Here is a 20846-nt window from a genome sequence, read left to right on the forward strand (position 1 = left end):
AGGTAGGTAACCTATCTACTTGAGTGTATCTTGTTTCGTTTTTCTTTTCAAGTTTCCGATAGAGGTGAATGGCATGACGCCGGATCGGCTAGATCCCGTGCACGAACTGATGGGTCACTTTTCCAGGTTGGCCAAGCTGGACTGGCATAAGCTGACGAGCTGGCGGCTCAAGGCAAGCGAGGTCCGCGTCCTCGTCGCCATAAGGGAGGCCGCGGAAGACGGACAGCCGATCACGGTCACGGCGCTCAGCAAACGGCTCCGGGTGACCTCCCCCACCGTCACCCAGATGATCAACAGCCTGATCCGCGAGCGACACGTCGTCCGGACAGCTCATCCGTCGGACGGACGGATCGCCGAAATTCGACTGACGGACACGGGAGAATCGATCGCCCGGGAAGCGAGCGAAGTGCTGGTCGGCTTGTTTCAGGGGCTAATCGATTACTTGGGAGAGGAGCAGAGCCGAGAGTTGATCCAATTGCTTGGCCGTTCCATCGACTATTTCAAGCAGATCAGCGAAGCCGAGCGTTAACGGAGCGTCGTTTCCGGCGCCCATCACCCACTTGCGAAGATCAAAAGAAGCCTGATCGCTCAGGCTTCTTTTGATTCCTTTTCGGCGTCGGGATGGACGAAAATATCGAACGCGTAATCGCCCGAGAGCAGCTCGACGGCCAAGCCGCGCGGCCCGGGGAGGGCGCGGACAATCCCGGGGACGCCGGCCGCGTATCCCTCCTCGGACCAGATCGTTCGAGCGCCTTCCAGGAGTCGCAGCCATTCCGGCGCGCCGCCCGTAGATGGCCCCAACACGAGCACGGCGCGCATACCCGTCGGGAGGCGCAGCGCCAGCCGGACGCCTCTCCCCTCCTTCTTCCGTTCCCACCGAACCGCCACTTCACCGCGCACCGTCGGAACGGCCGCTTCCGCGAATGACAAGTCCGGCGGCAGATACGGTTCGATCGTCGCCGAAGCGAACCCGGGGCTCGCAGGACGGATGCCGACGATATATTCCTGCAGCAGCCGGACCGGATAGCCGTTCCAGGCATGGCAGTGCGACTCGATGTCGTCCCAGCCCTCCCACATCGTAGTCGCTCCCTGCCGGATCATATAACCCCAGCCTGGATATTCCTCCCGGCTTAGGATGCGATACGCCGCCTCTTGCCGGCCGCCCTTGAACAGTGCGCGCAGCAGCGGAAGCGATAGGACGGTTTTCGCCTCCCATGGCGTCCCGGCGACAAAATCGATCGCCGCATCCCGATCATCCGCCGGCACGAGGCCCGTGTGCAGGGCGAGCGCATTCACCCCTTGATGATGCCGAGAGGAGCCGTAGCCGTCGCGAAATCGCCGACGCTCCTCGTCGTATAGATGGGCGACAATGCTCCTTTTCAATGTCTCGGCCCTCGTCCGGTAATGCACCGAATCGGCGATTCGGCCGCCGATCCCCGCCAGCTCGGCCACGATGCGCGCCGCCCCGTAGAGCTTGATCTGCTGCGTGGTCAGAAATTCGCTCTCGTGGTCGACCGTCGGATACGGCCAGTCGCTGATATGCCAGCCTTTGTCCAACGGGACGAGCCCCGTCTCCGCCGATGCGATGCCGAGGAAATAGTCGACCATCCGCCTTGCCGGCTCGTAGTAGCGGACCAGCACACGTTCGTCGCCATAGAATTCGTAATGTTTCCATAGGAGCGTACAGAAGTGCAGGTCCCACTCCGGAATCTGAAGGCTGAATTCCGGATGATCGGGATTCGACGGAAAGACGAAGGGAAAAGTGCCGTCTTCGCGCTGCGCGTCGGCAAAGTCCGCGAGAACCTTCTCCAGCAGATGGCGGGCGTCGAAGTTGTATAAAAGCGACTCCGCCTGCAGGTCGGAGTCCGCCAAGTATTGCGCCTGTTCGCGATGCGGACAATCCACGAGCTGACCCAGCATGTTGTTTTTCTGCGTCTGATAACACGCCAGAGCCATGTCGTTCAATAGACGGCTGGACGTCGCCAAGCGCCCTTGAAGCGGAGCGTCGGTGTGCGCGGACACGATCCGCAGCTGTTCGCCCGGGACGATCGCCGCCGGGTACCCCGTTACCTCTATGTACCGGAAAGCCTTGTAGGACAGATCCGGCGCCCACGTTTCGTTCGCATCCCCGCGCATCGTATATTGATCGTAGTAGTGCGCCGACCGCTCGTTGCAGACCTGGTGCTTAACCCGTCCTAGTTCGTTCAGCTCTTCTGCGTACCGCAGTCGGATCGTGACATCCCTAACCCCTGGCAGCGAAATCCGCGGCCAGCCGGAAACGATTTTCCCGGCATCGAACACCTGCCAACTCGCAGCTCTGCCAGGCGGTTCGCCTGGGCCCGCCACCCTCGCTTCCTCTCGCGACGAAACGGCGATCGGCACGATCTCCTCTTCGATCGCGCCCTCCGGGATCGTCTGCCACCGCATCGGCCACGCATCTGTCTCGGCCGGCGCCGCCACCGCCCGCCTTCTGCCCGGAGCCCGAAAGCCCGCTTCCAGCCAGGCCGGATCGCGCTCTCGCGCATCATAATCCTCGATGGCCGATATTCGCCGGTTTTGTTGGTAGGAAGTCCCGCACCGATGCGGAATCGAGGAGAGCGACTCCCAGGTAGCGTCCGTCCCGAAGCTTGTCCGCTCGCCGTCCGCATAAACGATTTCGAGCTGGAGGCGAAAACCCGGAACGCCGTCTACATAATTTTGTCCGCTCCCGCCGAGGTAGTGCGCAATGGCGGCAATCGCATGGACGCCTGGCTGCAGCCGCTCCGTCACGTCGTATGCGAGGTAATATTTCCGTTTCCAAGGATGCGTGGGCGCCGGCGATCCATAACCTCCGATACGCACCCCGTCCAGGTATACTTGGGCGACGTGATGCGCCGATACGAACAGCTTGGCGTACGCGACCTCGGGGCCGATCTCGATCTCCTTGCGCAAATAGGCGAAATCGTTCTGTCGGATGCGGCCGGGCTTCCAGATCCATCGGGCGCGCCAATCCTCCGCGCGCAGACCGGTGTCCCAAAAGGCTGCCTGCGATACGGCCTCTCGTCCCTCGACATCGTATACGGCGACTCTCCACCAATACCTCGCGCCGCCGGCGAGCGGCGGCCCGCCATAGTCGGCTTGCTGCGTGTCGCCGGCGATCGGGCCGCTGTCCCACACGTCCGCATGCCCAATGCCGAGGCGGGATTCCTCGGTCGCCACCCAGACGCGGGCGGCGGCGGGAACATAGCCGCGGATCGGGCTTTCCATCTGCCAGGAGAATCGAATGTGTTGATCGTCCAGTCCGAGCGGCGACGCGAGGCCATTTACCCGCAAGCTGCGCACGGCGATCGGCGGCATCCCGCCTGCATGGCCGGCGAACCCCGCGGCCGTCATGACGCCCTTCCGCCCGACTTCAACGCTTCGATGATCATCCGGAAAATGGCCAGGTCCTGCTTGAAATCTTCGGGGGTCGTCTTCGGCGGCAGATCATGTAGGATGGCGTTGTGCAGCTCGATCATTTCCAACGTGTAAGGATCGGTCCAGGTCGGCCTAGCGACCGTCTCCTGGTAACGCTCGCCGGCGGTCTCGCGCACGATCAGCTTCGTCGGCAGATGGCGGATGTAGGGCGTGTCGTATTGAACGGTTACCGACTTGTGCGTCCCGTACACTTCTACGTGAGCGTCGAATCTTCCCTGCCGGTCGATGCCGGTCTCGAATACGACGGAGAACGCGTCATAATCGAACAGAACCGAGAGGAACGGACAGCCGTCCGTATTCGTATACTTCGCGCCGATAACGCCGACAGGCATGCCGATCGCCTCCCGCATCGCGGACAAATCGTGGCTGGACAAGCCGCATAAGAGACGGTACAAGTCGAAATAAGGAGACTCCGGCTCCAGTCCTGTCGCCTCCCGGCCCAGCTTCAAGGCGCGGCTGCGGCGGTCCGCCTTCGCCTCCTCCGGGATATCGTCGAACGCGACGACCCGGCTGGTCGGCCGGATAAAGGACGCATTCGGCCCGATAATATCCCGGACTCTCGCATAATGAATGCGGTCCAGTCCGCCGATCTCCCGCACCGCCTCCACGAACGAAGCCGCGTACCGTCGCATGTATCCGACCATGATCTGCACGCCGTGGCGCGACTGCGCCTCCAGGATGCGATCCGCTTCGGCCGACGTGAGGCACATCGGCTTTTCGATCAACACGTGCTTGCCGCGATTCGCCGCCGCAACGGCGCAGTCCGCGTGGTATTCGTCGCTGTTCAAGACGAAGACGACGTCCAGGTCGGCTTGGGCGGCCAGTTCCTCGGCGTCGGCGTAGAGACGATCGATCCGATGCTTCTCCCCCATATAGGCCAGCAGCCCCGGCGACACGTCACACAAGGCGGCGATGCGGTATCGATCTGGCAGCGCTTCCAAAACGGGCAAATGAACGACTTGGGCGACTTCGCCCAAGCCGACGAGACCTACGTTCAAAATCCGATTCGCCATCACCATCACGCCTCCAAGAATTGAAATTCGACTCCCCTGTCAGGGGAAACAATCGCCCTTCCCTTCACTTGCGAGACTGCACGTGTGTCAGGCGGGAGGCAGCCGCGCCTGCTTGGCGAAGGCCTCCTCTTCAAGAATGGCGAAGGCTCAGGGCCGCTCCTCTCCGAACAGCGCCTCCGCGATCCGCTGGCCGGTCGGCGTGGCCGCCAGACCGCCTTTGCCCGTCTCGCGCAGCGTCTCCGGCATCGCGGCGCCGATATCGCGCATCGCGCCGACGACTTCGTCGGCGGGAATCGCGCTGCGCACGCCTGCGAGCGCCAGATCGGCCGCCGCCAGCGCGTTGACTGCGCCCATGCCGTTGCGCACGATGCACGGCACCTCGACGAGTCCGGCGACGGGATCGCAGACGAGTCCAAGCGTATTTTTGAGCGCGAGTCCGACGGCATGCGCGCACTGCATCGGCGTGCCCCCGCGAAGCTCGACGAGGGCGCCCGCGGCCATCGCGATCGCCGAGCCGACCTCGGCCTGGCAGCCGCCTTCCGCGCCGGAGATGAACGCGTTGTTCGCGATGACGTAGCCGAGCGCGCCGGCGCAGAACAAGCCGTCGACCATGCGATCGTCCGGCCAGCCGTACCTTTCCTGGCTGCTGACGAGCACGCCTGGCAAAATACCGCACGACCCGGCGGTCGGCGTGGCGACGATACGCCCCATCGACGCGTTCACCTCCGAGACGGCGAGCGCATATGCCATCGCCCGCGTCGCGTGGCTGCCGGCACTCGTATCGCCGCCGCTGCCGTCGAGCATCGCCATGACGCGGCGCGCGTCGCCGCCGGTCAAGCCGCTGCGGGAGGTCGTATCCGTCGTAATCCCCCGCCGGACAGCTTCTTTCATGATGTCATAGTAGGCGGCCATCTGCTGCCGCTCTTGCGCGGGAGATCGGCCGGACTCCAGGGACTGCTGCGCCAGCATATAGGCGGAGATCGTTTGGCCCGCCTCTTCGCAGCGGGCAGCCAGCTCCGCAATGGTAGCGAAATTCACGCGCGCCCCTCCTTCGGTGTTTCCCCGGCGAGATATACGATGCGGATATCCAGCACGGCCGGCCATTCGCGAAGCCGGGCCAGCACGTCCTCGCCGGCAGGCTGGTCCGTCTCCAGGACGGACATGGCTTCGCCGTTGCGGCCTTTGCGGTCGACGGTCATCGTCGCGATGTTGATGCCCCCGTGCTCCAGCGCCGTCGCGATCGCCGCAATCGTGCCCGGGCGATCCGTATGTTGAATGACCAAGGTAGGAGAGACGCCGGAGAAGCTAACGCTGAATCCGTTCACGGCCGCCACCGCCACATTGCCTCCTCCGATCGAGCAGCCTGTCATTTCCATCGTGCCGCCTGTCCCGCTCAGGCGGATGGTCACGGTGTTGGGATGGATCGCCGCCATGCTGCCCCTGCCGATCGCGATTTCCAGGCCCTCGTCTTTCGCGTGCGCGAACGCGTCGGTAATCCGATCGTCGTCCGTATCGTAGCCGAGCAACCCGCCGACGACGGCGAGGTCGGTCCCGTGACCCCGGTACGTATCGGCGAACGAGCCGTAGAAGGTAATGTCGGCCCGGACCGGCGGTTCCGCCAGCAGCTGTCTGGCAATGCGGCCAAGACGCGCCGCACCTGCCGTATGCGAGCTGGACGGACCGATCATCGCCGGACCGATGATGGAGAATACATCCTTAAACCTCATGTTGGGGCCTCCTGTTTGCGCTGCTTACCGCTCTTGCTTCCCTAAGTCTACCGCTTTGGCCGCTTCGCGTAAATCCATGCGCGTTGTTTCGCCTAAGCGCCGCCAGACCGCCTCCGCCTATCGGGGGAGCGGTCTGGCGTGAAGCAGAAACAACTCGTCCAAGCCAACGCTCCGGTCATCCGACGACGTCACGCGAAATCAATCTGCATGCGGAGCCGTTTCCTCAATCCATCGGCGCACGAGATCGGCGATAGACGCTTGTTTCGCCTCCAGATCCGCGCTTCCGGTCACTTTCAGAATGGCCCGGTCGTTCGACGCCCACTCCAGCAATCCGGCCGGGTCGTCGACGATAGGGGCGATTGGGGCGGGCTTTCGGACTTTGGCGCCGCAGTGGAAGATGAGGCGAAAAAAGCCCTTCCCCTGCAAATTCATCGTGATCCGGTCGTCTCCGCCGACGCAGAAGCTCGGCGCATTCCATTTGATCCGCTCCGAGATCCCTTCGCGCGATTGGAGAATCAACGCACGGAGGTTCTCGATCTCGGCCTTGAACGGGTGCTCCAGCGTCTCGAGGAACGCTTCGACCTGCCGGGTCCCTGTCGCGTCGTTCGATTCGGCTGCAGGAAGTTGGCGGGTCTTCTTCGATGGATCATCGGTCATCGTCGTTTCATCCTTTCGCGTCCATGGCTGGGATAGCGCCGCCTCCCCGCCTGGACGAACCCTTATCTGCAAGGGCGGGAAGATACGCGCACCTTTATCGTAGGGGCATTGGCGGAAAATGTAAATGCTCGTCCTATTCCCGCCTTTCCGGCGATCTTTCCGCCCGCTTTTCGCGCTAGCGGTGCGCGCACCGAGCGGGACGCGTCGCTGTTCGACCACGCGTCGAACGCGGCGGGCTTTTGCAGCTGACTCGCCGCTGCCGCGGGCGGCGTCGGACCTATGTCATGCGATGGACGTGCCGTTCGGAAGTGGCGCATCCGGGCGAAGCAGCACGACGTCCCCCTGCTCCGGCACGCCGCCCAGGACGAGCACTTCCGACTCGAATCCCGCGATTCGCCGCGGCGGAAAGTTCACCACCGCCACCACCTGACTGCCGACGAGCGATTCCGGCGCGTAACGGCGCGTAATCTGGGCGCTCGTACGCTTGATTCCGAGAGGCCCGAAATCGATTTTCATCTTGATCGCCGGAATGCGGGCTTCCGGGAACGGCTCCGCTTCCAGTACGGTGCCCACGCGCAGGTCCAGTTTGTGAAAGTCTTCGATCGTCGCCATGTCCAACCCTCTTTCCGTTTTCTCGCTTCTAGTAGATTGACCCAAAAATAACGCAACTCTATTCCGGTTGTTGCTTTTCCGTTAAAGGTTGCAAAATGGACACCAAAGTCATCATAAAAAACCGCATAACAGCGCGGTCGTGGAGTCATCTCGTCCGTTCAAGCTGGTGGATTTCCGGCTCGACCTGAATTCGGTGCTCAACCAACGGGTTAGCCTCGAACGAGTGATCGGTTTGGAACATTGCTATTCTAGCGGTTGTCATAGCGCTTAATCCGCCCCAAAAACGGAGGTTTCTTTTCTAACGGTTGTATGCGCGCTTATTTGGACGAAACAGCCCCTATGCCTACGAAAAAACGGGAAATAGGCTCGCTGGCAACCGTTACACTTTGAAAACCCCATTTATGCCCAAATAGCGTCGCTCATAACCGTTAGAATTTTCGCCCGCTTTTACGCACCCCCATCTACTCCTCTGGTCGAGCACCGATTTCGGTTTTGAGCCGGAATTCCCGTTAAACCCCGGGATGGGGCATAAGCACGTTACTTCAGGATCTTCCTACTAGTGTACCCGGTTGCACCATGACTGCCAAGCCGGAGCCGGCCGGCCAAACGCGAAAAAGCTTCGCCATCCCGACCGGATGGGCGAAGCCTGACGCCATTCCGCAAGCGCGAAGCGCAAGCGGCTCCCTCAATCTCCAAACAAGCTGACGGTTAGCGATGCCACGGTGATCTCGCCGTATCCGCCCGTCAATCGAACGGTATTGGATGCCCCGGGCGCAAGCGGCACCGTAATCGACGCCTTGCCGGTCAGCGACGCCGGATGGCCGGTCGACAAGGCGTTGATCAGCGACCAATCCGCTCCGTTAACCGTCAGTCGAAGCTTGGCGAGCCGCTCCGGGGTCGCGTAACGGACCGCGAGCGAAGCTCGCCCTCCGCAGCCTCCGTCGATGCCGCCGAATTCGCAGTAGGCCCCCTCCGCCTGCAAGCCTGTCGCGACGTCGAAGCCGTCGTGTCGCGCGAGGGCGGCGCCTCCGCCCACCGAACCCGCTGAAACGTCATAGGTGCGCGCGTCCGAGTCGGCGGCAGGCGGGCCCCCTGCCGGCGGGACGCCCTCCTTCGTCTGAACGACCGTACGAATGGTGCCGTCATCGTTGAAATGCAAGGAATCGATGCATACGCTGCGAAGATTGCCTTGGCCGGAAATGGCCTGATTATGGTAGAACAAGTACCACCGGCCTTTAAACGCCGCCACCGATCCGTGCGTCGTCGAGCAGCCCGTCGGCTCCAGGAAGACACCCCGATGGGTCCACGGCCCAAGCGGATGCTCGCTCGTCGCGTAATGCATCCGATTATTCTCGTGCAAGTTGTCCGCATAGGTCAAATAGTACAAGCCTTCGCGCTTGAATACCCAAGCGGCTTCGTGAAAATCCTCGAGACCGGACATCTCCCGCATCCCGCCCTTGATCGACATCATGTCGTCGCCGAGCTCGCCGCCTTCGCAGCGGCCTCCGCCTCCGTAAAACAAGTAAGTCCGTCCGTCGCCGTCCGCGAAGACGCACGGATCGATCATCGCAAATCCGCCAAGACCCTCGATATAGCCGCGGTCGACGAAGCCGCTGGCGGGCTTGTCGCTTGTCGCGACGCCGATCTTCCACGTCCCGTTCCAGTCCGAACCGCTCGGGTGCGGATAGTAGAAGTAGTAGGTGCCGTTCTTGAATGCGCAATCGGGCGCCCACATGAAGCCGCCTTCCGGCCGCCCCCAGGATACGTCGTCGGAGCGCAAAATCTCGCCTTCGTCGGTCCAATGGACCATGTCGGCCGAGGAAAAAACGTGGTAGCGATCCATCAGATCGCAGCCCCTGGCAGGATCCATGTCATGCGAGGCGTAAATGTACACTTTGCCGTCGTCCCACACGCGGGCGGAAGGATCGGCCGTATAAAGGGTCGTCAGGATCGGATTGCCGGAAGTCGTCTTGCGCGCGCCGGCGCGCGAGGTGGATGCGGTCATGCGGAGTCCTCCTCTGGACATCGATTCGGCGCCGGCCTGGCCGGACGCCGGATATGTATCAGCATAACGCGATGCAGCCGGGCGCCGCCATGAGGAGATCGCAAAGAAAACCGGAAGATCGCAAACAAAAACGCCCGTCCGCAAGAGGACGGGCGGGGCGGCGGAAGGCGCGTCGGCAGCGTCGCGGCCGAACTAGCCCTCCGTCTTTTGTATTTTGGCGGGATTGTTGATTTTGTAAGGGACCGGATGCTTGGTGAGCTTTTTCGCTACGATCTTGGCTTCGAAGGAGATCGTGTCCCCGATGGCGAGCTCGAGTTTTTTGAGCGTGGCGCTGTGGCTCGACCACGCGGTGCCGAGGTCGGTCTCCGGCTCGGCGATGGTCACCGCTTCGTAGATGACGACTTCGTCGTCATTGTCGGCAAAGTGGTTCGGAATCGTCGCGAACGCTTGGACGGTCGCAACCATCTTCACCTTCTCCTCCGGGAGCGCGATTTTTTTGACGCGGGTTTTGGCGGAAGCGGCTTTCGCTGGTTCGGAAGCCGGAGAAGGCTCGACTTCTTCGGGCGACGCGTCAAACGGCTTGGAGGCAGGCGCATGAATCGCCGGCGGCTCTGCGCCCGCGTCCGAAAGACGTTCGGCCTCCCGTTCCTCTACCGGCGCGAGATCGGATTCGTTCCCCTCATCCCGCCCGGAAGCTTCCGCATCCGCCGTTTCATCCGCATCCGTCTTGGCGCCGTACCGCTGGCCGAAGCTCGCGGCCTGCATCTCCTTCAGAAAGGCGGGATGGATGCAATGCTTCTGCTCGTTGCCGAACGCGATGACGGCTGTCATTTTGTCCACGTAGCCGACGATTCGGCAGGTCTCGTTGGCGCCGTTGCCTTTATAGTAAAACGTCTTCGACTTGACCGCCTTCTCGGACAACAGCCCCCACTCTTTGCATTGATCCAGCTGCTCCTCTTCGTCGGCGAACGCCACGTAAAGCCCCGGCTCGATCGCGAATGCATAAGTCATCGGCCAACCGCCCCTTTCCGCATTTTATTTAACCTCATAAAAAATTTGGTTTTTCGCTTGCTTGATGGCTTTGGGAAAGCGCCCCGCGCGCCAGCAGCTCGCTCACGGTCACCAGCTCGAAGCCATCGGCCGAAAGCTCCCGAACGAGTGTCCGGACAGCCTCGATCGTCTGCGATCGGTCCCCGAAGCCGTCGTGGAACAGCAGGATCGCCCCTTCATTCGCAAACGGCCGCGTTAACGCCAAAATATGCTCGACGCCCGGCTGCTCCCAGTCCCGCGTCCCCAAGTTCGTGGCGCCGATCAGCGGGAAGCCGAGCGACCGCGCCAGCTCGTCCGTCGCATCGTTCGCGGCGAGGTACGGCGGACGGAGCAGCGCGGGCTTGCGGCCGCTGACGCGCTCGATCAGCTCGGAGGCACGCTCCACGTCGCGGCGGGCTTCCGCCGGGTCGATCTCCGTCAGATTCGGATGGGCGTACGAGTGATTCCCGATTTCGTGACCGTCCGCCAAGACGGCGCGGACCGTGTCCGGATGGGCGGTCATCGGCTCTCCCAGCATGAAGAAAGTCGCCTTGCCTCCGGCTTGCCGGAAAATGTCCAGCAGCTCCGGCGTATAAACCGGATGCGGCCCGTCGTCGAAGGTAAAGGCGATCGAACGGCCGGCTCCGGGAACGGCATGAATCATTCCCGCCATCTCTCGCACCCCCCTTTTGTTTAATGCCCTAAAATAAAAACGCCATCAACGAAGCGGGGATTCGGTTTGTTCTTCCGCCCGCTTCAGCTTCTCGTCCAGTGCGCGAAACGCTTCTTCGATCTTCGCGGGAGGCACGCCCGCATACCGATCGCCGATGCTGACTTCGAATGCGCTCGTCGAATCGCTCGTCGCATTCGTATAAGGGCTGAGGGCGACGCCCGTCTCTTCGCACACCGCGATCAGCGCCTGATCCAACCGCTCTTTCGGCAGGCGCACATGCACGTGAAACATATTCGATACCGGCACGGCCGGACGCGTCGAGACGGCGCGGCACCCGTTGTAGTGCGCCGCAAGTTCCTTCGCCTGCGCATAATAAGCGCTCATTTTGGATGCGCGCAGGTCGAAATAATATTCGGCGCTGAGGATGTACGGGTACAAACTGATCAGGTCGCCGCCGTGCCGCCTTTTCCATACCTTCGACTGCGCCGCGAAATCTTCGCTCCCGGCGAGGATGGCCCCGACGACGCCGCCGATGCCTTTGTAGAAAGAGACGTAGACGCTGTCGAATAGCGCGCAGATTTCGGAGGCGCTCTTTTCGTAGTGCGGAAGAATTTCCCAGAGTCTTGCGCCGTCCAGATGCAGCTTGATCCCCCGCTCGCGGCAGTGGGCGGAGATTGCGGCGAGTTCCTCGAAAGGAGGCAGCTCGCCGCCGATTTCCCGCTGCGGCAGCTCCAGCAAGAGACAAGCCACGTCCTCCATTTCCTGCACGTCGGCTAACGTGATCAAGCGCTCCTTGTCGGCAAGCAGCACAGTCTCGATCCGGTGCAGCTTTTTCAAGCCGTCTTCTTCGTGGATCTCCAAATGGCTAAGCGGGTGGTAGGCAACTTTGGCCATTTCCGCCTCGTCGCACCAAATGCGTAGCGCGATCTGCTGCGCCATCGTTCCGCTGGGAAAGAAGACGGCCGACGGCTTGCCGAGCTCGCGCGCCATTCGGGCTTCGAACGCTTCGATGACCGCTCCTTTGCCGTACATATCGCTGTCCAGGTTCCCGTCCACGCCCTCCAGCGCGTCCTTCAGCACCTGTACGTTCCGCCTGCCGTGTCCGCCGAGCGGATAGACCGCCTGCTGATAAGCTTGAGCCAGCGTCGTCGGTTGTTTCATGATAATCGATTGCCCCTTCCCGCTAAGACGGCTTTGCAAGATGTCTTGTTCATTATAAGGGGAAAACGCGTCCTGCCGCCAGTTCGAAGCGCCGACGGTTAGCGGACGGCAGCCGCAGGGAACAAATAGGCGCGCACCTGCTTCCAGTCCATGCCCTCTTCATTCGCGGTCGGCCTCGGCAATTCCTTTTTCTGCCGACATTATACGATCTTCATCCCGAACACCCCGCCCGAAGCCAGGGTGATCTTCAGCATCTGCTGCGCGATCTCCTCTTCGGACTGGCGCAGACCTCCCTGCAGCCAAAACTTGTACACCCCGATCGCGCCACCGATGATCCAGTCGATGAACAGATCGATCGACACGTCCGCGCTCGGGCTTCCCCAACGGCGCAGCGACTCGTGCAGGGAGAGGCTCATCTGGTCGTGCAGGCGGTTGGAAAAGTTCGGTACGCCGTTGCCGAGCAGCATAATCCGATAAAATTCCGCGTGTTTTCGAATATGGCCGACGGACAGGCGGATCGTCTTCAACAGGTCCGACGAGGGAAGCTGCGCGAGCGGACGCCTCGGCATGCCCACGATAATGTCCCCGTATTCCCCCAGCACTTCGTCGAGCAACTCCGCGAGCAGCTCTTCTTTCGATGCGAAATGATCGTAGTACGTCACCCGGTTCACCTGCGCGCGTTCCGCGATTTCCTTGATGCGAATCTCGCTGAAGCTCTTTTCGTTCAGCAGCGAGAGCAGCGCCCGCTTCAACTGCCCGCGCGTGCGTGCGACCCGGGCGTCCGGGTGCGATTGATCCTTGACCATTCGGCTCCTCCCGTCTACTCCGGCTCACATAGCCGAAGATTTTGTGGGATAGGCTACATAATCGGAGAAAGTGTAAGCCGCGTCCCTGGCAGCCTTGTTACAATTATAGACGACGCGATGTCGTCAAACCAAACGATTCATCCAATCCGAGGGAGGTCGATGCAAAATGAAACTGCAAGGGAAATCGGCTGTAATCACCGGCGCGGCATCGGGCATGGGGAAAGCGATGGCGCTGCTCTTCGCCAAAGAAGGCGCGAGCGTCGTCGTCGCCGACTTGAACCAAACGGCCGTCGACGCGGTCGTCCAAGAAATCGCCGAGGCCGGCGGACAAGCCCGGGGTGTCGCCGCCAACGTGACCAAGGAAGAGGACGTCGCGAGCATGATCGACGTCGCCGTCCGACAATTCGGCAAGCTCGATATTCTGGTGAACAACGCGGGGATTATGGACGCGATGACGAGCGCGGAATCGGTAACCGACGACCTTTGGAACCGCGTCTTCGACGTCAACGTGACGGGGCCGATGCGCGCCATCCGCAAAGCGCTCCCGCTGATGAAAGCGCAAGGCAGCGGCGTCATCATCAACACGGCCTCGGTCGGCGGCCTTTACGGCTCCCGCGCCGGACTCGCCTATACCGCATCGAAGCACGCCGTCGTTGGCATGACCAAAAACGTCGGCTTCCAATACGGCAAGCTCGGCATCCGCTGCAACGCCATCGCGCCCGGCGCCGTCGCCACGAACATCGGCTTGGGCGGCGCCCAGCCCGATCCGTTCGGCCTCGAACAAGCGATGGCCGGCATGGGTCTGCAGCGCTCCGAGCCCGGCAACCCGGGCGATATCGCGAGCGTGGCGCTATTCCTCGCTTCGGACGACGCCAAGTTCGTCAACGGGACGGTCGTCACGGCCGACGGCGGCTGGACCGCCTATTAAGCGAACGGATGATTGGACCGCAAGAAACATCAGGTGCGAAATGACGAGAAAAAGAGGGAGTCTCAAATGTAAGTCTGTTCACGCGACAGACAGCTCTCCTCTATCCCTAAATGTGTGAAAACAAAGAAATGGCGGTGTTGGGGAGATGAACCCTGCACCGCCATTTCTCGCTTTCGATTCACTGCTTCCTTCTTCAACAAATGATGGGAAAGCGAAAGCCATCCGACCTCCAAGCTTCCTTCGGCAAGACGCGAAGCAGAAAACGCCGCAATCCGTTCTCCGTATTTCCTATCCCGCATCCAATGATTAAGATGCAAATATACATCTAATTTTGCTATATTCCTTCTTAACGGTCATTTAGCTGCAAAAATACAACTATATCGTCCGTTTTCTGCGTATAGGACGGATCTACGCTAAATTAGACGTACTTTTGCAAGTAAATCGCTCCATCCCCCCGAAAGAGCCTCAATTAGATGTATGTATGCAATTAATTTACTGAGCGACCCGAAACGAGCGCAAACAAGGCCAATTGGCATACACCAGCGGCGAAGCGCTTGTAATCCTCATTAGGGATTTGAAAGATTACACCATGAGCGTAGCACGCCATTCGGCCTCGGGCAATGGTTGTGGAGAATAGGACGGGCTGTCTGCAGACGCATACGAAATGTATGCATACGAAATATACCGCCGTATGCCCGAAGGAGATAGCAGCGGATTGTTGTCCGCCCGTAGGTGATCATACAATCCGTCCCTCGTACCACACATATGTTGACAAGGTGACGATACCGTCGCGCTCCGAACCGGAGTTTCCTCCTTACGCCCGCCGCGATAGCCGACGCGGCGGGCATCGGGAGATAGCCGAATGCCCGTCCAATCGAATTCCTCAACCCCCTATGTGGGCGGCTGGGGATTGGATTGGACGCGTGCGGATTCTGCGCAAAATGTGCGAACGTACTGACCTTATCCCGTGACATACATACATTGGCAAGGTGACCCTCCCTCACAATCTTATTCACGGTGGTGATTCAAGTGGGTGCTGTAGGAGCTTCGTGCGCCGGTTACGGTTCCAGTGCGGCGTTTGTGCTGGTGCTCTTCATTTTGCTGGTCATTATCTTGCGCTTCTAAGTCCGATCGACCGGCGAATCGCATGCCTGGATTGAGGGGTTCATGAAAGGCGGTGAGAACATGGGATATGGCGTTGGCGGTGTAGGCGCTAGCTGCGCAGGCTACGGCAGCAGCGCAGCATTCGTTCTGGTGCTCTTCATTTTGCTCGTAATCATCCTGAGAGCCGTTTGGTACTAATCCGGTCCTGAACGGATCCTCCGGCAGCCGCATGCGGCTGGCCGGAGGATCTTCTTCGCGACATGGGACGAGCCGGGCAAACCGCCGATTGCAAGCGTCCAAGTAAAACCGACTCCGCCGTCTTCAAGGAAGATGGCGGCACGTTTTTATCGGAGGTCACACAGAAATGGATAGGACTAAAACTTATACATTCTGTATGACTAAAGAAAGGGATGGGGATACGGATTGACCGCCGCTTCATCGAGCGGGTCCGCCGAATACCCGAGCGAACTCGGCACGCTCCGCAATCGCGGCAGATCCGCGAGGCGGCGCATCGAATGGCCGAACGTCATCGGCAGCAAGCCCGGTACGATCATCTTTACGCAGTGCAACCCGTTCCGCCGCACCTCCTCCGTCGACTGGCGGACGGCAATCGCTTCGAGACCGCATGCCGCGAGCCTTTGGAGGACCGCTCGCAGCTCCTCCGTAAGGTCCAATGAGACGTTGCGCGGCGGATACGCCTCCGCGAAGCTCCGGAGCGGCGCCTGTTTTTCCAGCAGGAAGCCGAGACGCTCTTCCGTCCCCCGTACGGTGTACAGCAAGGCATGATCCTCCATTTGCACGACGAGTTCCGGATCTTGGGCCAGTTCGGCGTGATCTTCCGGATAGACATCCGCCATGTCGTCCAAGTAGCGCGCATGACCGGCCAGCTCCATGATCGCGCTTTTGGCTGCGCGAACCGGGTCCAGATGCGCCCCTGCAGCGCAGATCACATTGCCGCCGGTCGGCTTGCGGTTGAGCCCGATCGCGCAAACGGCGGGAATGCCGGTATCGAGCGTGACGTCGAACAAGCGCACGTCGTAACCGGCGATCGTGCGCAGCCGGCGCAGCATGAAGGCGAGCTCTTTGTCGTTCGTCGACGCCGGGTCCAGCTCGGGGACGGGCAGCCGGGCATACCAGGCGAGGAGAAAGGAGTCCCGTTCCACGAGCTCGAGCAAGCCGTATAAGACGGCTTCTTCCTCCGTCCCGCCCAGCGCGCAGCCGTTGGAGCCCTCGGCCGCGAGGCCGCCCCCGTAGCCGGAGCTGTAGGACGCGAGCTGTTCGGGAACGAGCACCGGCTGCTCCCGATGAAGCGAGTAACCCCAGATCCACGTTAGCTCCGCTTGAGGGTCGAACGGCCGGTAAGGAAAGTCCGGCAGCGCATACTGCTCCGGCGAATACAAGCCGACGCGCCGAGGGTCGAGCGCCCTGTCCGCCACCGTCTCGAACGGCGCACGCACCCTCGCTCGTTCGCGAGGCGCCGCCCCGCAATATCGTTCCAGCGCCTCCATGAGCGCGACCAACCCGCTTTGGCGATAATCGTGCGCGCGCCCCGCGGCCACCTCGTTGCCGGCAGGCGTCGGCACCTGCACGAGCACATCGCAGAACGGAGTTGTCGGATTCGCGCCGCGAGCGTTCGTCAACCCGGTTCGTTCGTCCGCGTAGTCGCGCAGCAGCGCATCGGCCAGATCATCCAGCGGGCGCGTCCGGTACGAAGACGGATCGGATCGGTAACTCGGACGAAGCTGGATGACGGCATCCTCCCGTTGCTCGTCAGACCGCTCCCCGCACAACGGACAAGCCGGATCGGGCAAGTATCGGTGCGGCGCGACGGCAAGCGTCTTTAGATCGATCAGCTGCAGTCGGCCCTCCAGACGACCCGGCAGACTCCGAAGACAGCGTTTCGCTTCGGCCGCCGCCAGTTCCCCCATCATACCCAGCCCCCACCGGGATACGCGCGGATCCCTTCGGACGGCACCGTATCGGTTGCGCTCCATCCAGCGTACCACGTTCTCCTCCCTGCCTTGGCTCGCCGTTTCGAGCCGTTTGGAGGCGCATCTGGCACAACCTGCGACACCGGGCCGCACGAGCGGACCGACGATGCCTTCGTCCCCGACGACGTAGGCGCCTAGCCAGGGCACCGACGCCCCGCGGAAGGCTTCCTCGCGGCGCGCACGCTCCTCGGGACGATCTTCGTCGTCCAGGGCGAGGACGAGACCGACATCCTTGGGCAAACGAACGGGAACGCTTCTGCGCCGGACGATCGGGTACGAACGGAGCAGCGCCTCATTCGCCGTCTCAGCCAGCAGGCCGTCTCCGACAAGCAAGATCGTCTGTCGCCGACGACTCTCCTGGGTTTCGTCATCCATGCTGCGCCCCTCCTTTGTTTAGCGCTTCGGCCCTGCTTGCCGACGCCGACGGTGCGGTCCGCCCGTATAGATTGACCCCGACAAGGTGGAGATACGGGGGCTGAAGCGCCGGTTCTCCCCCATACTCGGAAACTTCTAAGCGGACGCCTGCACCCTGCAATCGCTCCGCTGCTTCCGCCAGCAATTGCCGGGCTTCCTGCTCCGCCTCCAGCGGCGGAAACAAAGCCTGCGTCGGCGGATTCGCATCCGACGCCTCCAGATCGACTGTCCAGCGCCCCTCGAAGCTCCCCGCCTTGTCGCTGCCGCATTGCCGATCCAGCAGCGCCGCCAGGAGCGCTTGGCGAAGCGCCAGCGTCGGATGGAGACCGACGGCGCCGTACCATGTTCCCTCCGCCCTTACCCAAAGGACGGGGAATCCGAAATACGCTTCTCCCCGCCCCAGCGCCGTCTCTCCGCATGCGATGTCCAGCGCCTGGCGATAGAAGTCGCAGCGTTCGTCCGCAAGCTTCGCGTGCGCCAGCCTCCGGACGACGGGAGGGTCGCCGCCAGCCCGCCGCCAACCTGCATCCAGCGCCGCCTGCAGCGCACGGCAGACGGCTTCGCTGCGGCTTGCGCCGACCCCGACGCCATGGAGGCTCCAGTCCTCGAGCAGCCGAGCGGCATACGCTTCGAGGCCGGCCAGCCCGGCCTCGCGGCGCGCTTCCTCGTGCGTCAGGCCGCCGCAAACGCAAGGAGGCAGCAGCACGGCCGGGCCGGCGCCGATCGGATCGGCCGCCCGCGCGCGGCACAGGGAGACCGGCAGCTGCTTCAGCTCCCCTTCGTCCCATTCGTGCAACAAGCCGGTGACGGGTGAGGTTATCCGTTCGAGATGCGTGAAAAAGTCGGCCGGAGCCGTCCGCCCATCCTCGGCGTCCAAAAGCGCGAGATCCAGCGGAATCGACGCCATCGCGGAAGCCGACTCAAGCGGATGCGGCGCATAGCGGTGCCAAGCCCCGGTCATCGAGCCCCTATGGAGCAGGTAGAAGTCAGCGTGTCCTTCCCATTCCGCCCCGCTGCTCGGCACCCTGGCGAACATCGCATGCGCGATCGCGTTCGCCGTCACGGCCTCCACCTCTTCCGCCTCTCCCGCCTCTCCCTCGCCCCCTGGCGCCGACGGCGCCTGGGCAAAGATCGCGTCGGCATGCAGGCGGCGCCAAGCGGATGGCCACCCGTCCTGCGCCAAATACGCGTCCAACGGTCCGATCATAACCGCATGCGCCGTGTACAGAACCGGCAGCAGCGGTTTGCCTTCCATCCGGCACGCCTCCCGCAGCCGGAGCAGCTCCGCGACCCGATCGGGCTCGCCGATATAGACAACCGCCTCCCAACGGCGGATCTCCGCCTGCCATTCCAATGGTTCGAAAGCGGCTTCGCCAGCCGAAAGCTCCGTCTCCGGATACCGGATTCGGGCCTCGTCCAGCCAAGCGGAAAATCGGCCGTCCGCCGCCGTCTCCCGGGACGGCAGCAATCGCAGCGCCGGCAATCCCGAAGCGAGCAGCAGCGACGCGAGCGGCACAAGGAACGGAACGGAGCCGGCGATTAACAGCCGCCCGTACGGAGGATCCGATTGCCGGGCGGCCGCGGCCAGCGGACGGGCATCCACCTGATTCTGTCTTCGGTGATTGGCAAGGGTCATGTCCATGCTCCTTTGCGAATAGCGCCCCGCTTGGCACGCTGCGCGGGTGCGCCCGCACGATCTTGGGTTTCCCTCCTATGGATATGAAAGTCTTTTTGTCCCCTATGCGCTTCAGGACGGCATCCGTATCCTCCCCGTAGAAAAGAGCCCTTCTCCCGCATCGATACGGTTCGAAGAGCTGCAGCCGCCGTTTCTGCCGAACTCGCAGTCGTTACCGGCGATCTTCCACTTCCACGCCCAGCCAGTCGCGCAGACACCGGATGCCCTTTTCGGTCACCCGGACCGCCCGCGTTCCCCCTTGGCGCTCAATCCAGCCGCTCGCGACGAACCGCTCGAGCAGCGCGTGGCCGAGCGCGCCGCCGAGATGCGGATACCGTTCGCTCCAGTCGAGACATTTGTGCAGGAACGAACGCCGCTGCCGGCGAACCGCCGCCAAATCGATGCCCAGCTCGGCGAAATGCCGTTCTCCCGCCTCGCCCAGGACGAATCGATCTTCCCGATCCGCGAGGATGTGCCGCTCGAGCAGCGCATTCGTTACCAGCACGCCGACGCGCCCCGCCAGATGGTCGTAGCAGGTGCGGGCGTGCCGGATCGCCCGATCCTCGTCCGACTGGCGTAGCGAGCGGATTTCGGCCGGCTTCGCCATCGTCAGGAGCGACTCCATCACGCCGGCGACTTCCGGATTCCGGATGCCGTAATAGCGATGCCTGCCCTGCCGGTGGACCGCGACGAGCGCGGCGTCGACCATTTTGGTCAGATGAAAGCTGGCCGTCTGCGGCTTGATCCGCGCCATGGAAGCGAGCTCCCCGGCCGTATGGCTTCGCCCGTCGAGCAAGATCGTCAGCATGGCTGCCCGGGAAGGCTCGGCGATCAGGGCCGCGATGGTCGCGACATGGGGATTCACGCTCATCTTGCTCCCTCCTTAATTGCATTCCATATTTCGATCATAGTCGAATGGAGGAATTGATACAATGGGCTCGACCATCGAAAGGAGCCAAACGAATGAACGAATCCGCAGAAGTGCCGAACACGCTTGTCATTACGCCCTCCATCCTGTACTACGGAACGCCCGTCCTGCTCTTGACCACGAGGAACGAAGACGGGACGGTCAACATCACGCCGCTCTCCTCTTCCTGGGCGCTCGGCGACCGCGTCGTTCTAGGTCTGGGAACGAGCGGCCAAGGTTTCGAAAATGTGCAACGGGAACGGGAAGTAGTCCTGAATATCCCGGATGCCTCGCTGTGGCGGCATGTCGAACGCCTCGCCCCTTATACCGGCAAAACGCCCGTCCCCGAAGCCAAGCGCCGGATCGGCTTCCAGTACGAGCCCGATAAATTCGGACAGGCCGATCTTTGTCCGGTTCCCTCGTCGCTCGTAAAGCCGGACCGAATCGCCGAATGTCCGCTTCAGATCGAAGCGGCCGTCCGGCACATCCGGATTCCGGACGACGCCCCGCACTTCGCCATCGTCGAGACGGAGGCGCTGCGGGTGCACGCGCACGCGGATCTGCTAATAGGCGATCGTCACATCGACCCGACCCAGTGGCAGCCGCTCATTTACAATTTCCGGCATTACTACGGCTTGGGCGAAGCGCTGGGGAAGACGTTCCGGGCCGAGCGTTAGACGCCGGCGAT

The 20846-nt window shown here is 62.1% G+C and carries 19 protein-coding genes; 5 read left to right on the top strand and 14 right to left on the bottom strand.

From position 1 onward, the window contains the following. Positions 1-73 precede the first annotated feature (73 nt). Positions 74-529 (top strand): MarR family winged helix-turn-helix transcriptional regulator, encoded by a 456-nt coding sequence (locus LKX83_RS00535; protein ID WP_227879821.1) that lies wholly within the window; start codon positions 74-76, stop codon positions 527-529. Positions 530-588: 59 nt separating this feature from the next. Here the strand turns inward: LKX83_RS00535 and LKX83_RS00540 are convergent, their stop codons facing one another. From LKX83_RS00540 to LKX83_RS00590, 11 genes are all read right to left on the bottom strand, one after another. Next, positions 589-3372, bottom strand: a complete 2784-nt coding sequence (locus LKX83_RS00540) for an alpha-L-rhamnosidase (protein ID WP_227879822.1) — start codon at positions 3370-3372, stop codon at positions 589-591. After that, entirely contained in the window at positions 3369-4469 is a 1101-nt protein-coding gene (locus tag LKX83_RS00545; RefSeq protein WP_227879824.1) for a Gfo/Idh/MocA family protein, read from the bottom strand. Before LKX83_RS00545 ends, LKX83_RS00540 begins: the two co-directional genes overlap by 4 nt. A 147-nt stretch (positions 4470-4616) precedes the next feature. Then, entirely contained in the window at positions 4617-5507 is an 891-nt protein-coding gene (sdaAA, locus tag LKX83_RS00550; RefSeq protein ID WP_227879826.1) for an L-serine ammonia-lyase, iron-sulfur-dependent, subunit alpha, read from the bottom strand. Continuing rightward, a complete protein-coding gene (sdaAB, locus tag LKX83_RS00555) occupies positions 5504-6196 on the bottom strand; it encodes an L-serine ammonia-lyase, iron-sulfur-dependent subunit beta (RefSeq protein ID WP_227879828.1) in 693 nt (230 codons plus the stop codon). The genes sdaAA and sdaAB overlap by 4 nt, the downstream gene beginning before the upstream one ends. A 198-nt stretch (positions 6197-6394) precedes the next feature. Next, positions 6395-6853 (bottom strand): DUF1801 domain-containing protein, encoded by a 459-nt coding sequence (locus tag LKX83_RS00560; RefSeq protein ID WP_227879832.1) that lies wholly within the window; start codon positions 6851-6853, stop codon positions 6395-6397. Between the two features lie 282 nt (positions 6854-7135). Continuing rightward, the gene (gene csaA, locus LKX83_RS00565) at positions 7136-7465 is read right to left on the bottom strand and encodes a chaperone CsaA (RefSeq protein ID WP_227879834.1); all 330 of its coding nucleotides are present in this window, start codon (positions 7463-7465) and stop codon (positions 7136-7138) included. Positions 7466-8150: 685 nt separating this feature from the next. Continuing rightward, positions 8151-9470 carry a family 43 glycosylhydrolase gene (locus LKX83_RS00570; protein WP_227879837.1) on the bottom strand — a complete coding sequence of 440 codons (1320 nt, stop codon included), beginning with the start codon at positions 9468-9470 and terminating at the stop codon, positions 8151-8153. A gap of 192 nt (positions 9471-9662) precedes the next feature. Next, positions 9663-10481, bottom strand: a complete 819-nt coding sequence (locus LKX83_RS00575; protein ID WP_227879840.1) for a hypothetical protein — start codon at positions 10479-10481, stop codon at positions 9663-9665. A 34-nt stretch (positions 10482-10515) separates the two neighbouring features. After that, positions 10516-11172 carry a polysaccharide deacetylase family protein gene (locus LKX83_RS00580; RefSeq protein ID WP_227879845.1) on the bottom strand — a complete coding sequence of 219 codons (657 nt, stop codon included), beginning with the start codon at positions 11170-11172 and terminating at the stop codon, positions 10516-10518. Between the two features lie 45 nt (positions 11173-11217). Continuing rightward, on the bottom strand, positions 11218-12333 hold the full coding sequence (locus LKX83_RS00585; protein WP_227879853.1) for a threonine aldolase family protein: 1116 nt from the start codon (positions 12331-12333) through the stop codon (positions 11218-11220). A 200-nt stretch (positions 12334-12533) separates the two neighbouring features. Beyond that, the gene (locus LKX83_RS00590) at positions 12534-13139 is read right to left on the bottom strand and encodes a TetR/AcrR family transcriptional regulator (protein ID WP_227879857.1); all 606 of its coding nucleotides are present in this window, start codon (positions 13137-13139) and stop codon (positions 12534-12536) included. Positions 13140-13305: 166 nt separating this feature from the next. Between LKX83_RS00590 and LKX83_RS00595 the strand changes: the two genes are divergently transcribed. The 3 genes from LKX83_RS00595 (at position 13306) to LKX83_RS00605 (ending at position 15369) form a co-directional block, all read left to right on the top strand. Continuing rightward, a complete protein-coding gene (locus LKX83_RS00595) occupies positions 13306-14067 on the top strand; it encodes an SDR family oxidoreductase (protein WP_227879860.1) in 762 nt (253 codons plus the stop codon). Positions 14068-15096: 1029 nt separating this feature from the next. Next, positions 15097-15192, top strand: coding sequence for a YjcZ family sporulation protein (locus LKX83_RS00600; RefSeq protein WP_227879862.1), 96 nt, complete (start codon positions 15097-15099; stop codon positions 15190-15192). 60 nt (positions 15193-15252) lie between these two features. Beyond that, positions 15253-15369 (top strand): YjcZ family sporulation protein, encoded by a 117-nt coding sequence (locus tag LKX83_RS00605; RefSeq protein WP_227879864.1) that lies wholly within the window; start codon positions 15253-15255, stop codon positions 15367-15369. Between the two features lie 200 nt (positions 15370-15569). Here LKX83_RS00605 and LKX83_RS00610 read toward each other — a convergent pair whose 3' ends face one another. From LKX83_RS00610 to LKX83_RS00620, 3 genes are all read right to left on the bottom strand, one after another. Then, a complete protein-coding gene (locus tag LKX83_RS00610; protein ID WP_227879865.1) occupies positions 15570-17537 on the bottom strand; it encodes a TOMM precursor leader peptide-binding protein in 1968 nt (655 codons plus the stop codon). Then, on the bottom strand, positions 17530-19212 hold the full coding sequence (locus tag LKX83_RS00615) for a hypothetical protein (RefSeq protein WP_227879866.1): 1683 nt from the start codon (positions 19210-19212) through the stop codon (positions 17530-17532). Before LKX83_RS00615 ends, LKX83_RS00610 begins: the two co-directional genes overlap by 8 nt. A 211-nt stretch (positions 19213-19423) precedes the next feature. Then, the gene (locus LKX83_RS00620; protein ID WP_227879867.1) at positions 19424-20122 is read right to left on the bottom strand and encodes an ArsR/SmtB family transcription factor; all 699 of its coding nucleotides are present in this window, start codon (positions 20120-20122) and stop codon (positions 19424-19426) included. Between the two features lie 92 nt (positions 20123-20214). Between LKX83_RS00620 and LKX83_RS00625 the strand changes: the two genes are divergently transcribed. Then, a complete protein-coding gene (locus LKX83_RS00625; RefSeq protein ID WP_227879868.1) occupies positions 20215-20835 on the top strand; it encodes a flavin reductase family protein in 621 nt (206 codons plus the stop codon). The last annotated feature ends 11 nt before the right edge of the window (positions 20836-20846 follow it).

The sequence above is a fragment of the Cohnella baijiui genome (genome assembly GCF_020731285.1).
Taxonomy (GTDB): Bacteria; Bacillota; Bacilli; order Paenibacillales; family Paenibacillaceae; genus Cohnella.